The 13,754-nt window shown below is 72.0% G+C and carries 10 protein-coding genes and 1 pseudogene; 8 read left to right on the top strand and 3 right to left on the bottom strand.

Translation table 11 applies throughout. From position 1 onward, the window contains the following. Positions 1-15: 15 nt before the first annotated feature. The 6 genes and pseudogenes from argS to ACIPYS_RS38440 all read left to right on the top strand — a co-directional run bounded on the left by argS (position 16) and on the right by ACIPYS_RS38440 (position 8,418). A complete protein-coding gene (gene argS, locus ACIPYS_RS38465; RefSeq protein WP_400755120.1) occupies positions 16-1,776 on the top strand; it encodes an arginine--tRNA ligase in 1,761 nt (586 codons plus the stop codon). 1,620 nt (positions 1,777-3,396) lie between these two features. Next, a pseudogene (locus ACIPYS_RS38460) lies at positions 3,397-3,996 on the top strand (AMP-binding protein); the annotation flags it as partial. Positions 3,997-4,360: 364 nt separating this feature from the next. Further along, complete coding sequence (locus ACIPYS_RS38455; RefSeq protein ID WP_400755151.1) at positions 4,361-6,121, top strand: condensation domain-containing protein; 1,761 nt, start codon at positions 4,361-4,363, stop codon at positions 6,119-6,121. Continuing rightward, entirely contained in the window at positions 6,118-6,312 is a 195-nt protein-coding gene (locus ACIPYS_RS38450) for an MbtH family protein (protein WP_400755118.1), read from the top strand. Before ACIPYS_RS38455 ends, ACIPYS_RS38450 begins: the two co-directional genes overlap by 4 nt. A gap of 37 nt (positions 6,313-6,349) precedes the next feature. Further along, positions 6,350-7,636 (top strand): MFS transporter, encoded by a 1,287-nt coding sequence (locus ACIPYS_RS38445; protein ID WP_400755117.1) that lies wholly within the window; start codon positions 6,350-6,352, stop codon positions 7,634-7,636. 155 nt (positions 7,637-7,791) lie between these two features. Continuing rightward, positions 7,792-8,418, top strand: coding sequence for a thioesterase II family protein (locus tag ACIPYS_RS38440; RefSeq protein WP_400755115.1), 627 nt, complete (start codon positions 7,792-7,794; stop codon positions 8,416-8,418). Between the two features lie 284 nt (positions 8,419-8,702). Here the strand turns inward: ACIPYS_RS38440 and ACIPYS_RS38435 are convergent, their stop codons facing one another. Continuing rightward, positions 8,703-9,182, bottom strand: coding sequence for a hypothetical protein (locus ACIPYS_RS38435; protein WP_400755113.1), 480 nt, complete (start codon positions 9,180-9,182; stop codon positions 8,703-8,705). Between the two features lie 419 nt (positions 9,183-9,601). On the opposite strand from ACIPYS_RS38435, the gene ACIPYS_RS38430 reads away from it, so the two are divergent. Together ACIPYS_RS38430 and ACIPYS_RS38425 are read left to right on the top strand one after the other, a co-directional pair. Beyond that, positions 9,602-10,174 carry a hypothetical protein gene (locus ACIPYS_RS38430; protein WP_400755111.1) on the top strand — a complete coding sequence of 191 codons (573 nt, stop codon included), beginning with the start codon at positions 9,602-9,604 and terminating at the stop codon, positions 10,172-10,174. A 184-nt stretch (positions 10,175-10,358) separates the two neighbouring features. Further along, positions 10,359-12,518 carry a hypothetical protein gene (locus ACIPYS_RS38425; protein ID WP_400755109.1) on the top strand — a complete coding sequence of 720 codons (2,160 nt, stop codon included), beginning with the start codon at positions 10,359-10,361 and terminating at the stop codon, positions 12,516-12,518. Positions 12,519-12,575: 57 nt separating this feature from the next. Here ACIPYS_RS38425 and ACIPYS_RS38420 read toward each other — a convergent pair whose 3' ends face one another. Next, a complete protein-coding gene (locus tag ACIPYS_RS38420) occupies positions 12,576-13,127 on the bottom strand; it encodes a transposase (RefSeq protein ID WP_400755106.1) in 552 nt (183 codons plus the stop codon). Continuing rightward, on the bottom strand, positions 13,100-13,708 hold the full coding sequence (locus tag ACIPYS_RS38415; protein WP_400755103.1) for a helix-turn-helix domain-containing protein: 609 nt from the start codon (positions 13,706-13,708) through the stop codon (positions 13,100-13,102). Before ACIPYS_RS38415 ends, ACIPYS_RS38420 begins: the two co-directional genes overlap by 28 nt. Between the last annotated feature and the right edge of the window lie 46 nt (positions 13,709-13,754).

The following is a 13,754-nucleotide window of genomic DNA, read 5'->3' as shown; positions in this document are numbered from 1 at the left end:
TGAGGCCACCAGTCCATGGCTCCCGTCACCCCGCTCTCCGAAGCTGTCAAGAAATGCGTTGCCGAAGCGATCGCAAAAGCCGCACCAGAAATCGGCGAAATCGATCCGCAGCTGCGCCGGAGCGACCGCGACGACTTTCAGGCGAACGGAATTCTCGGCCTCGCGAAGAAACTTCGGAGCGATCCCCGGGAGTTGGCCGGGAAGGTGGCGGAGCACATTGCGCTGGATGACCTGATCACAGGCTGCGAGGTCTCCGGGCCCGGCTTCATCAACCTCACCGTCTCCTCCTCGGCGATCCTCGACCGGGCTTGCGAACGCCTGGCCGACGGCCGCCTGGGGGTGCCTTTCGCAGAGGCACCCGGGACCACTGTCATCGACTACAGCCAGCCGAACGTCGCCAAGGAGATGCACGTCGGCCACCTGCGTTCCACGGTCATCGGCGACGCCCTGGTACGAATCCTCGAGTTCGGCGGCGAGAGGGTCCTTCGCCAGAACCACATCGGCGACTGGGGAACGCAGTTCGGGATGCTGATCCAGTACCTTGCCGAGCACCCAGGCACCGACACGCACCGCGAGCAGGACACGGGCGCCGGACCGTCCATGTCCAGGCTCAACAGCCTCTACCGGGCCGCCCGTGCGGAGTTCGACGGCGACCCCGCCTTCGCCGACCGCGCCCGCACCCGCGTGGTCGCGCTGCAGGCCGGCGACAAGGAGACGGTCGACACCTGGCGACGGATCGTCGACGAGTCGAAGGTCTACTTCGACGCCGTCTACGACCGGCTCGGCGTTCGGCTCCGGGACACGGACGCCGTCGGCGAGAGCTTCTACAACGACATGCTCGCCGATGTCTGCGCCGACCTGGAGAGGTCCGAAGTCGCCATACGCTCCGACGGCGCGCTGTGCGTCTTCTTCGACGACATCAAGGGGACGGACGGACAACCCGTTCCGCTGATCGTCCGCAAGAGCGACGGCGGGTTCGGATACGCCACCACCGACCTGGCCGCGATCCGCCACCGCCGCGACGTCCTCGGCGCGGACCGGATCCTCTACGTGGTCGACAGCCGACAGTCCCTGCACTTCAGGATGGTCTTCGAGACCGCGCGCCGGGCGGGGTGGATCGACGACACCCTCCAGGTGCTCCACCTGCCCTTCGGCACCGTACTGGGCAAGGACGGCAAGCCGTTCAAGACCCGCTCCGGCGAGACCGTCCGCCTGATGGACCTCCTCGACCAGGCGGTCGACCGGGCCGCTGCCGTCGTCTCCGAGAAGAACCCCGACCTCCCACCGGACGAACTGGCCTCGCGGGCCGCACAGGTCGGCATCGGCGCGGTGAAGTACGCCGACCTCTCGACCTCCCGCAGCCGCGACTACCTGTTCGACGTCGACCGCATGGTCTCGCTCAACGGCGACACCGGCGTCTACCTGCAGTACGCCCACGCACGAATCCGCTCGGTGCTGCGCCGGGCACCACAGGACGTCACACCGCAGGCCCACCGAACCCTCGCGCTCGAACCCACCGAACGGGCACTCGGCCTCGCACTCGACGCCTTCGGCGACGCCGTCCGCGCCGCCTCGGCCGCTTTCGAACCCCACCGCCTGGGCGCCTACCTCTTCGACCTCGCTTCGGCCTTCACTTCCTTCTACGAGCACTGCCCGGTCCTCAAGGCCGGCGACCGACAGGTGATGGAGAACCGGCTGCTGCTGTGCGCGCTGACCGGCGACACCCTGCAACTCGGCATGGAACTGCTGGGCCTGGAAGCACCGGCGCGACTCTGACACCGTCCCCGCAGGCGCGCCAGGCGCGCCAGGCGCACCGGGCCCGGGCCCTCGTCCCGGACCAGCCCGGTGCTCCGCTCGACGCAACGGCGCAGAGCCCGCCGAGGCCCGTGCCGCAAGGTCGCACGCAGGACGGTTCTCCGGTACGGGCGGGGTGCTTCGGGCCCAGCCGGTCCGAACAAAGAGCCCACGGGGCCGCGGACGCGGCGGTTGGAGACTCCCGTGCGAGTGGTGCCGGAGCCGGGCGGCACCGGCGGCGGCAGGCCGTGGCGCCTGCCGCCGCCAGGGCCGGACCCCCCTCCGCGCCGGCCACCACCGGAGCGACCTCACGACACGCCGGCTCACGCCGCCGTCCGGGATCCCGGACGGCGGCGTGAGCCGCACCGTCCAACACCCCGGCCCGCTCGCGGCCCGTACGGATGCTCCACGCCCGGTGGCGGGCGTGGAGCATCCGTGGACCGTGGACGGGCCCCTGATCCCCGTGCACGAGCGCAGCATCGCCGACCCCGGCCGCAACCACCGGTCCTCGGCGAACGCACAGGTCGCCGCGGTCGGCCGCAACCACCGTGACTTCCAGGGCTCCGCCGGAGGCGTCGGCGTAGACCGTGCCTCCCGGGCTGTCGGGGTCGGCGCTCGCCTCGCCCCCGGAGAACGTGGCCCGCACGACGGCGGGCAGGTGAACACGGGTGACCGTGAGGTGCGTGCCGGGCAGCGGGACGGTGGCGCGCGTGACCTGTCGGTCGGGGTTCGGTCCGCCGGTGCGGGTGTCGTCCTTCCCGTGGTTCGGGTGGTGCGGCGGTGGGAGGGGAGGGGGTTGTCGTAGGGGGTGGTGCCGGGCCGGGGGCGGGTGTCCGGGGGCAGCGCGGCGAGTGCCTGTTCCGGCGCGCCGGCCGGGGCCCCGCCGCCGGTGCCTGCCTGCTGCGCCCTGGAGCGGGCCGCGCCGTCGCTCCGGCCGTCGGTGCGGTTCGGGGCTTGCCGGGCGGTGGCGGCGAGGCGGAGTTCGTCGTGGTCGGGGATGTGGATCGGGTGGAGGAGGCCGATCCAGGGGGTCGTCGTCGTGGTCGGGCTGATCGTCGTCCTCGGGGACCGCGCCGGCGGCTGTGGCCGCGGCCGGGTTCGGGGCGGCGGGTTTGAGGAAGAGGTCGACGAGTGCGGCAGGGGCGGGTTGTTGTCCGGGCCCGGCGCTCGGCCTCCTCCAGCCTCGCTGGGCAGGACGGGTGGGTGCTGCCACCGGCGGCCCGGGCGCGGGCCGGGTCGTGTTCGGTGCCGAGGGTGTTGTGCGGGGCGCTGGGGTGTTCGGTGCGGATGAGGTGGTGGAGGGCGTCGAGGTGTTCGCGGGCGGCGCGGGCGTGCCGGACGACCAGGGTGAGCTGCTCGCCGTCCATCGTCTCCAGTGGGTCCGGCCCGGCGGCGGCCGGGCGGGGGGGGGTGATGCCCTCGAGCAGTTCGCGGGCCTGTTCGCGCAGGCGCGGGGCCTGTTCGTCGAGGCGGCGTCGGCGCAGGGTGGCCTGGCGGCAGGGCCTGACCGTCGCCGACCTCGCGGGCTACCTGACGGAGGAGACCCGATGACCGACGCCGACCGTCCCATGTTCACGTCCGGTTCCACGGGGACCCCCCAAGCCGGTCGCGGTGGGGCACGACGCGCTCGCGCACCACGCCGGCCTGTTCACCGCAGGTGTCGACCTGACCGCGTCGGACGTGTCCTTGCAGTTCGCCGCACTGTCCTTCGATGTCGCATTCGAAGAGGTGGTTCCGCTGTGGTGCGTCGGCGGCGTCGGCGGCGCCGTCGTGCTCATCGGCAACAACGCCGTCCCCCCGGCGGACCTCGAGACGGTGGTGGCCGAGTACGGGGTGACCCTGCTCAATCTGCCGAGCTCGTACTGGGCGGAATGGGTCCGCGATCTGCGTCGCACGCCGCGGCAGCTGCCGGCGTCGCTCCGAACCGTGGTCATCGGCAGCGAGGCTGGCCATCGCGCCGACCTCGACGCCTGGCTGCGGCTCACGGGCGTCGAGGTCCTCAACGCCTACGGCCAGACCGAGACGACCATCACGTCGATGACCTGGCCCTCCCGGGCGGTGTCCGTCAAGGACGCGGGCGGCGACGTACTGCCCATCGGGGCTCCGATGCTGGACACCCGCCTCTATGTGCTCGCCGCCGAGTCCAAGCCGATCGAGGCAGGCTTCGCGGGCGAGCTGTACCTCGCGGGGCCCTGCGTGGCCCGTGGGTACCACAATCGCCCCCGGGAGACGGCCGACCGTTTCCTGCCCGACCCCTTCTCCCCGGTACCGGGACAGCGGATGTACCGCACCGGAGACCGCGGCCGCATCGGCCCGGACGGGCACCTCAGGTTCCTCGGACGGGTCGACGACGTGGTGAAGGTCCGCGGCCAGCGGGTCGGCCTGCGCGAGGTGGAGGCGTTGATCCGCAGCCACCCCGGCGTCGCGGACACGGTGGCCAGGGGCGGGAAGTACCGAGATCGCCGCCTACATCGAGCCGGCGGCCGGCCCGCAGTCCGTCACCTCTGCAGAGGTGCGAGCACACCTCGCGGAGCTGGTTCCCACCTACATGGTTCCCGCGCACCTCGTGATCGTGCCGAAGCTGCCGCGGACACCGGGCGGCAAGCTGGACCCGTCCGGGCTTCCTCCGCTGACCCGCGCTGCGACGGATCGTGACCGCACCCGGTCGCAGGTCACCGGCCACGGGACGCGGGGCGACCTCCAACGGATCTGGGCAGAGGTGCTGGGTCTGCCCGATGTCGCTCCCGACGACAACTTCTTCGCCCTCGGCGGCGACTCCATCCTCGCCATCAGGGTGGTGTCGGCAGCCCGGGAACTGGGACTGGACATCGCGGTGGTCGACCTGTTCCGCCACCAGACCCTCGCTGCCTTGGTCGAGCACACGACGCCGGCCGAGCGCGTTCAGGACAGCAGGGCGACGCCCCTGACCCGGTCCAGCCCGGAAACGCTCGTATCCGCGCTGGACCTCTCGGAGGCCGAGGCGGTCCGGCTGCTGGCCCGGTTCGTCGACGCGGAGGAGGTCCAGCCAGCCGGGCCCCTGCAGGAATGGGGCCTCGATCGTCTGAGAGTGGCACCCCGGTCCGGCTTGTTCCGGGTCCACGAGGCCTTCGACCTGACCGGCACGGACGCGGACGCCCTGGTGCTGGCCTGGCAGGCGGTGGCCGAGCACCACCCGGCCCTTCGTACATCCCTGCACCGCGACGGCGACACCGCGTTGCAGGTCGTCCACCGCAACGTGCGGGTTCCGGTCGAACGGCACGACCTGCGGGAACTCGACACCACAGCAGCCCAGGCCCGCCTGGGTGAACTGCTGACCCGGATCAAGCACGAGCCCGTCGCCCCTGAGGACCCGTGCCAGGTACGGCTCCACGTCCTCGACCTCGGCCCGGGACCGGCCTATCTGTTGTGGACCTTCTCGTACCTTGTCGTCGACGGATGGTCGTTCCCACACATCCTCGCAGACCTCTTCACGGTCCACGACGCGATCCGTGAGGGCCGCCCCTGGCAGCTCCCGGCGCGTCCGACCGCCGGAGCCGCGGGTGGGACCTCCCACCCGTCGCAGACGCAGACCGACACCTTCTGGAAAAACCGGGTCCGCCCCGGGAGCCGGGGCCTGGTGGCGCTGCCGTCGGGAGCAGACGAGCCCGACGGCTACGCGCACCAACGAGTCTGGCTGGGCTCCGACCGGACCGCTGCCCTCGTCGAGGCCGGTCGGCGCCACGGGCTTACCCTGCACACCCTGGTGCTCGGGGCCTACGCGCTGGCGCTGGGCCGGATGCTGGAGAGCGACTGCGTTGTCTTCGGCACCGTCGTCTCCGGACGGTCGGATCCAGCCCTCGACGACGTTGTGGGAAGCCTCGGCAGCAGGCTCCCCATGTGGGCCGACATTCCCGACGAAACGTCGTGCCTGGACCGGCTTCGCCAACTGCAGTCCGAGCACGCGGAGGTGTCGGCCCATGGACACGTCTCCCTGATCGACCTGCACCGGTGGGTCGGCACCGAGCCGGGATCGCTGTACGACACGGAAGTGATCGTGCAGAACTTCCCGTTCGGAGCGGGACTCCAGGGCCGGCTCGCGGGGTGGAACCCGGTGAGCAACGGATCCCGCGGAGACTCCGTCGCACGGCTCACCGTGTGGCCCGACTCCTCCATGCTGCTCAAGCTGAGCCATGACACCGCTGCCCTCTCGGACGCTCGCGCCCTGGCGCTGCTGGCCCGCGTGCGCACGGTACTCGAGCGCATGTCGCTCGGTCTCACTCTCCCGCTCGCCGACTACGCGACCGGGGCCGCCACCACATCCATCACGAAGGAAGACCGACCGATATGATCACGAACTACACGGTGGTGCACAACACCGAGGAGCAGTACTCCGTTTGGCGGGCCGACACCCGCCCGCCCGCCGGGTGGTCCAGCACCGGTTTCACCGGAACCCGCGAGGAGTGCCTGGAGCGGATCGAGGCCGAATGGACCGACATGCGGCCTCGATCGCTGCGCGAACACCTGGCCGCAGCTCAGTAGCAGATCCACCACGATCACCGACCAGGAACGAGGAGCCGTGAAAGTCGACCCCAAGACCAACCCGGTAACAGCCGTCGACCGGCCCGTCGGCGTATGGCAGCAGCACAACTTCCGGGCCTTGTGGTCGGCTCACACTGTCAGCCAGTTCGGGACCCAGATCACGTTCTTCGTCATCCCCGTCCTCGCACTGACGGCCCTTTCGGCGTCGACCGGCCAACTCGGCCTCATATCGGCGTTCGAGACCCTGCCGTTCCTCCTGGTCGGCCTCCCGGCCGGCGCTCTGCTCGACCGGTGGGACCGAAGGCGTGTGATGGTCACGGCCGACATCGGCCGGGCCGTGGCCATCACACTGCTGCCGATCGGCCACCTGACGGGACAGCTGAGCGTGCCCCTGCTCTGCGCGGTCGGATTCGCCATCGGCCTGTGCACGGTGTTCTTCGACATCGCCGACCAGGCGTTCCTGCCGACCGTCGTCTCGCGGGAGCAGACCCCGGCCGGCAACAGCAGGCTGGAGTTCTCCCGCTCGGCGGCCGAACTCGCCGGTCCCAGCCTCGGCGGCCTCCTGCTGCAGGCGATCACCGCACCACTGATCCTCGTGATCAACTCGGTGAGCTACCTGGTGTCCGCACTCCTCCTGGGCTTCGTCCGGCTGCCGCGAGTGGAGGCATCCGAGCCCCGGGAGAGGACCAGAATGCGTACACAGATCAGGGAAGGGCTCCAGTTCGTCTTCCACCACAGGACGCTGCGGTCCCTCGCCCTCGCGACGGGAATCAGCAACCTCGTGGGCCTGAGCGGCGCACTCGGAGCGGTGCTGACCGCGTACGCCCTGCGCGACCTCGCCCTCTCACCGGGAGCACTCGGCCTCACGCTGACCGTCGGCAACTGCGGCGCACTGCTCGGCGCAACGCTCACCGGCCGACTCATCGGGCTCGCCGGCCTCGGCCGAGTCCTCATCGCCGCCAAATCCATGTCGGGAATCGCCGTGATCATCCTGGCGACAGCCACGCCCACCCGGGCCGTTCCCACCCTGATCGTCACCACCGGCGTCATGGCCTGCGGCATCACCGTCTACAACATCGGACAGGTCAGCCTGCGCCAGGCCATCACCCCCACCGGCATGCAGGCCCGGATGAACGCCTCCATCCGCTTCGCCGTCTGGGGAACCCTCCCGATCGGAGCGATGGCCGGCGGCTACCTCGGCTCGACCATCGGCACCCGGCCGACCCTGTGGCTGATCGCCGGAATCGGCATCCTCTCCTGCCTACCACTGCTGCTCACCAAGGACGTTCGGAAGCTGCGCACCTTTCCGTCACAGCTGCTGTGACAGCGGACGGCAGCCTTCCACGGTCGGGCGGCGCAGCCGTATGCGCTTGGCAGAATTTACAAGGAGTAGAAAATGGCACGTTCTGCAATACACGAAGCGTCTTGGTGTGCCTGGGCTTTCGCCCTCGCCGCACAGTGTGACCGGGTGATCGCCTGATGGCGGAGTTCGGTGCGACCGCCATCGGCGCCTTCCGTACCCAGATGCCCCGGCCCGGAGCCGACACGGTACTGTTCTGCTTTCCGCACGCAGGCGGCGCGGCCAGCTTCTTCAGTTCCTGGGCCGAGGACACGCCGTCCCATGTCGAGGTCCGCGCCGCTCAGTACCCGGGCCGTGAGGATCGATTCGGCGAACCCTCCTCCGTCGGGATCGGCCACCTGGCAGACGAGCTGGCCGACGAGGTATGCCAGGTCCGGGCATCCCGGGTGATCCTCTTCGGGCACAGTATGGGTGCCCTCGTCGCCTACGAGGTGGCGCGCCGCCTGGAAGCCGCCAACGCTCCTGCGAACCGGCTGGTGGTCTCCGCAATGGGAGCACCCCACAAGGTCGCTGGAACCTTCCCCCGTCTCGACGGGCTGCCGTCCGCGATGGCGGAGCTCCGCCGACTGGGCGGCACCGACATCAAAATTCTTGACGCTCCAGGTTTCCTGGAGCTCTTGGCCCCTACCTTCAAGGCCGACTCCGATCTGGTGGCCGAGTACCGCCACACGCACCGAGGGAAGCTCGAGTCAACCCCCGTGGATGTGTACCTCGGTGACCTCGACCCCGGCATGCGGGCCTGCTGAGGCCGAACCCTGGAGCGAACTCGCTACCACCAGCAAGGTTGTGATGTTTCCCGGCCACCACTTCTATCTGACACCGCAGCGTGCCGAAGTCATCGCGTCCGCCCTACGCCCCGTGGGCTGCTGACGAGCCGCCCTTCTGGACTCTCTCCTCCTGCGATCGGTCTGGAGACGGGGTTCGTGTCCTGCCCTCCGCGACAGGTCAGCCGAAGAAGTGTCCGCTCCGGGCACGACGGTGACCACCAGCACGTGACGGGCCCCGGGTCCCGGGGCGGGTGCACGCGATTTCAAGAACCAGGCACCGGCCAGGTCTCCAGCACTGTCCGCCCGCTGCTGCTGAGTGGGTGCCAGACGGGCGCGGACGGCCGGCGCTGTACGAGGTCCTCGAGACGGGCGGCACCGGCCGGGACGGCGGTGAGCATGTCGGCGGTGCCCTCCTGCAGGTGACCGGGCGCCGGGAGGCGGCCCGGTTCTGGTGGGAGTTCGCCGCCGGTGCCGGCAGTGACACCGCCGCCAGCTGCCTCAACCTGCTGCACCGCAGCCGCGGCGAGATCCGGGACGCCGACTGGTGGCGCGAGCAGGCCGAGTCCCTGGCCGCGAACCCCCGACCCGCCACCGCCGGCGCCGTCCTGGGCGCCAGCCTCCTGCCCGCCCACGTACGCGACGACATCATCGCCCGCTGCCACGAAGGCCTCGACGTCCACCTGCCACCGCGCATCGCCGCCGTCATCCACCAACTCCCCGTCACCGCCGACGACGAGGACCACGGCGAGATCCCCCAACCCGACCCCGCCCTGCTGCGCGGCCTCGCCGCCGCCACCGCCCACCCCGCACCCGCCACCCGCCCCGCCCATCCTCTGGTACGCCCTGCACCGCCACCCCTCGGCCGACCTCCTGTGACCCGCCGAACGACCCCGCACGCACCGGCACGCGCCGGTCGCCACGGGGAGCGACCGGCCGGGCGGGTGCGCACACGCGGGCGAAGGCCGCGAACACGCCGCCGCCCCCGGTCGTTGCCCGTGCCGCCGGTCGCGGCCCGCTCGAGGCCGCACGTCACGACCGGCAGGAAGGCCGACGGCCGAGGCGCATCCCGGCCGCGGTCCACCGCGCACGCTCCCCGGGGCCGTTCTCACCCCGGTGGTCCCGACCGCTCGCACCGCCCGCCCCAGCCGCGCACGCCGAGCACGTGCCCCCAACCGACCCGCTCAACGACCTGATCCACCTCCGGGTCCTGCGCGCCGACGAAGGCCTGTGCCCCGAAGCCGTCGTCCTCGCGCAGGGCCGGCTCCACACACCCGCGCCCTGGCCCACAGGCATGCCGCGGCGCAGCACCGGGGGCAAGCCCTTCCGCAACGCCCTGCGCGTCGCCCGGGCGTCCGCGGGCTCACTCGCCTACGCCGAAGGGTTCGCCCTGCGCGCCAGGGAGGTCGTGCACCATGCGTGGTGCGTCGACGCCCGCGGCGCCGCGATGGATCCGACGTGGCCCGACGGGGACTGCCTCGCCCACGCCGGCGTGACGCTGGCGGGGGAATGGGTCGAGGCGGTACGCCGCCGAACCGGCACCCGCACCGCGTTCCCGGGCGTGCTGGACGCCCACACACAGCACACCCGGGACGCCGACCGCATCCTCACCCACGGGGTGCCACCGACCGCGCTGCTCCCGGTCGGCACACCGGCGCGGGAGCTCACGGGGTCGGCCATCACAGCCCCGCCGGGCAGGGCGCGGAAAGAGGCCGAACGCTCAGTAGTGTGCTGCTGAACCCGGCTACTGCGGCAGACACTGACGGCCCGGAGGCTCGTTGCCGGGTGCGGGCTCGTGTCGACCGCGCCGCTCCTGCCCGGTCGCGTGCCGTCGGGTGCTCGCCTGCGTCGGGCTGTTCGCCGGCCGTCCCCTCCGGTCGGGGCCCCAGGATGTGTCGGTGGGGACTGCCACCATGTCCGGTATGGACCTCGTACATCCGCTCGACGGCCTGGACGCTCTCTCCTGGTCCTCCCACTCGCATGCGTACGGCAGTGCGGAGGACCTGCCCGACATGCTGCGCACGCTCGCGGGTGCGGATGCGGGCGCGGCGCGGGAGGCGCTGTCGGAGTTGTACGGGAGCGTGCTGCACCAGGGGACGGTCTACGACGCCAGCGCGGTGACGGTCCCGTTCCTGGCGGGCCTCGCGGCCGCCGGCCACCGTTCGGCGGACGTCCTGCGACTGCTGGGCGGCATGGCCGCGAGCGAGGACGAGCACGGGGTGGAGCCCGGCACGGTCCGCGCGGCCGTGGCCGCCCGGCTCCCGCTGCTCCTGCCGCTGCTGGAGGCAGCCGGGACGGACGTGCGGCGGGCCGCCGCGTGGAGTGTGTCGTGCACCCGTGCGCGCATCGCGTTGCCCGCTCTTCACGCGTGTTGGGAGGAGGAGCCCGAGGCCGCGGTCCGGGCGGAAGTCCTGTCCGCGATCGCCCGGATCGACCCCGCGGCCGGCGCCGCCCTCGCAGCCACCGCCCTGGACTGTTCGCGGCCCGCCGAGGTGCGCCTGGCCGCCGTCGTCGCCCACCTGGACGCGGGCGCACCGTGGAGCGCAGCCCTGCACGCCGCGATGCTGTCGCTGCTGCCCGCCGACCCGCTGCGCTCGGTGTTCGACATCGACCGCACCGAGCCGCTGGCCGCCGTCGTCGAGGCCCTGTTGGAGCGCAACCACCCGGCCGAACGCGAGGCGGCTCTCGCCCTGGTCGTGTCGGCGTTGCGCGACGAGCGGGCCGAGGTCCGGGCGGAGGGCATCCGGGCGGCCGACCGCGCGTGCATGATCTCCCGCAGCGCCCCGCTGCGCCTGGTGCCGGCCCTGCGTGCGGCGGGTGTCGACGAGGCGTCGGTGCTCGCCCTGTCCTCGCTGCTGGGCCGCCTGGGCCCGGCCGCCGGGCCGGCGGCGGACGTCCTGCTCGCTGTGGCGGGACGGGCCCCGGACGAGGAGGACGACGACGTCGCGGACCGCGCCCTGGCCGCCCTGGTCCTCGTCGCACCGGCCCTGGCGACGCCCCTTGTGGCCGCGGGCCTCGCACGGCGCCCCCGGGCCCTGGACGCGGCCACCGGACTGCGCAGCCCCCACGACCCCTTCCCCTACGACCCCCGCCTGCTCACGGCGGTCCGCGCCCGGCTCTCCCGGCCCCAGGACCTCGGCGGCAACGAACCCCGGCAGCTGACGAACCTCCTGACCGGCTGGGGCAACGCGGCGACAGAGGCCCTGCCCGAGCTGTGCGCACTGCTCCCGCACAAGCCCGACCCGGCGGCCCCGGCCCTCGCCGCCGTCGCCCGCGCCGGCACACCGGACCAGCGGGCCCGCGCCGCAGCGGCCCTGCAAGCCGCAGCCGACACCGGCTCCCTGGCCGCCGCGAAAGCCCTGAACGACCTCACCGGCGACACCGCGCCCCTGTTGCACCTCCTCGGCCCCGCACTCCGGGAGGGCGACTTCCGCCCGAGGCAGGCCGCCGCCGCCGCGGGGCAACTCGGTCCCCTCGCGATGGCACTGGTGCCCGAGCTGCGCGCGGCACTCGCCGGCCCCGGCGCCGACACCGCCTTCGCACTGGACACGGACACCGCCCTCGCCGAGGCCCTGTGGCGCATCACCGGCGACGCGCACGAGGCGGTCACGGTCCTGGACTGCGTGTTCCGCCGCGCCGCACGCAACCGCTGGTCGCAGTGGTCGATCGCACGGGCTGCCCGTGTCGCGGGACTCCTCGGCCCGGCGGGGCGACCACTTGCACCTCGTCTGGAAGCGGCCCTTGCCGATCCGCGGTCGGCGCCGGCTGCCGTGCTGGCCCTGCTGACGGTCGCGGAAGCCGGTTCCCTCGACCGGCCCGCGCTCGCCGACGCCGCACTGCGGGCCGCCGAGACGGACGCCGACCCCCGGGGAGCCTGCGACGCTCTGGACGCGCTCGGCATCGCAGTCCTGACCGACGACCAGGTCGCCCGCCTCGCCGTCCTCGCGCACGGCGACACCCGCACCGTCCGCTCCGGCACCGAAGACAGCATCATCGGCCAGGACGAGGACCTCCGGCGGCGCACTCGGGCGCTCCTCGCCACCGCCCCCGCAGCCGCCCGGCCCCGGCACCGGGCGGGGTAGAACGACGCTGATGGGACGTTGGGCGGCTGCGAATCGCACCGGCTAGTGCTGGATTCCTCAAAGGCAGCAGATGTAACGACGTCGGGGTTGTCGGGTTGGTGGGGGTGGTCTGCCCCGGATCCAGGGCTTGGCACGTGCGTTGAGCTGGGTGGTTGCGATTCGGGTGGCCCGGGTGATCTCGTCGGGGCCGGCGAAGGACTGGCCGGCGAGGGCGGCCTTGCGGAAGATGCGCCACCAGCCCTCCTGCAGGTTCAGCCAGCACGCGCCGACCGGGATGAAGACATGTCGGATCCGGGGGTGGTCCTCGAGCCAGGTCCGGGTGGACAGGCTGTTGTGGGACGACAGGTTGTCGGTCACCACGTAGATGTCGCCCGTGGGATTCGCGTCCTCGAGCAGTGCGAGGAACCGCTGGTAGAAGACGCTGTTGCGGGAGGAGGCGGTCATGGTGACCTGCTGGCCGTCGGCGACCCGCAGGCCTCCGTAGACCCAGGTCTTCTCCGGGCCGCGGGAGTAGTCCAGCTCCGCCTTGATGCGGTGTCCGTCCGGCGACCAGCCCGGCGCCGGGGGAAAGGTGCGCGGGATCACCGGCCCCAACTCGTCGGCGCACACGACCGTCGCACCGTCGGGCGGACAGGTGTACAGACCGACGATCCGCGTCCTTTTCCCTCGAAGTCGGGATCCTTCGAACGCGTCCAGGACCGGGTACGGCGCCACCGCACACCCTCGGCGAGCAGGATCCTGCGGACCTGGGAACGTCCCACCTCGATCCCTTCCCGCCGTGCCTGGTCGGCGAGCGCGTCCAGGGTCCACTCCGGCGGCCCCGCCTCGTCCGCCGCCTCCAGGTCGCCACCCGCCTGGACGACCAGGCGTCCCGGCGGGGACTGCTTCACCAGAGCGATGATCCTGGAACGCTCCCACTCGCCCAACCGCCGCGGCCGGCCACTGATCGGCCGATCCTCCAACCCCTCCACACCCAACGCGTTGAACCGGTGCAACCACCACCGGACGGTCTTCGCACTGCATCCCAGCTCCGCGGCTATCACCGCCACCCGCAGACCCTTCCAGCTCGCCTCGACAATCCGCGCGCGCAGCACCAGGTCGGCCGGGGCCTTCCGAGCACCCGCCGGCCTTGCGACCACCCGCTCCTCATCCGGCCCCGCAGGAGCCCTCGCACGCAACAACGGCGGCATACCCCACCCCCACTCCGAACTTCCCAACAAGCTATCTATACCCATG

The organism is Kitasatospora sp. NPDC089913 (assembly GCF_044748625.1).
Classification (GTDB): Bacteria; Actinomycetota; Actinomycetes; order Streptomycetales; family Streptomycetaceae; genus Kitasatospora.
The sequence above is the reverse complement of the archived record's forward strand: the minus strand, read 5'-3'. Positions and strand labels throughout refer to the sequence as shown.

Coding starts and splice junctions, on each gene's coding strand:
- argS (WP_400755120.1), top strand. CDS start 16: ATGGCTCCCGTCACCCCGCTCTCCGAAGCTGTCAAGAAATGCGTTGCC.
- ACIPYS_RS38450 (WP_400755118.1), top strand. CDS start 6,118: ATGATCACGAACTACACGGTGGTGCACAACACCGAGGAGCAGTACTCC.
- ACIPYS_RS38440 (WP_400755115.1), top strand. CDS start 7,792: ATGGCGGAGTTCGGTGCGACCGCCATCGGCGCCTTCCGTACCCAGATG.
- ACIPYS_RS38425 (WP_400755109.1), top strand. CDS start 10,359: ATGGACCTCGTACATCCGCTCGACGGCCTGGACGCTCTCTCCTGGTCC.
- ACIPYS_RS38415 (WP_400755103.1), bottom strand. CDS start 13,708: ATGCCGCCGTTGTTGCGTGCGAGGGCTCCTGCGGGGCCGGATGAGGAG.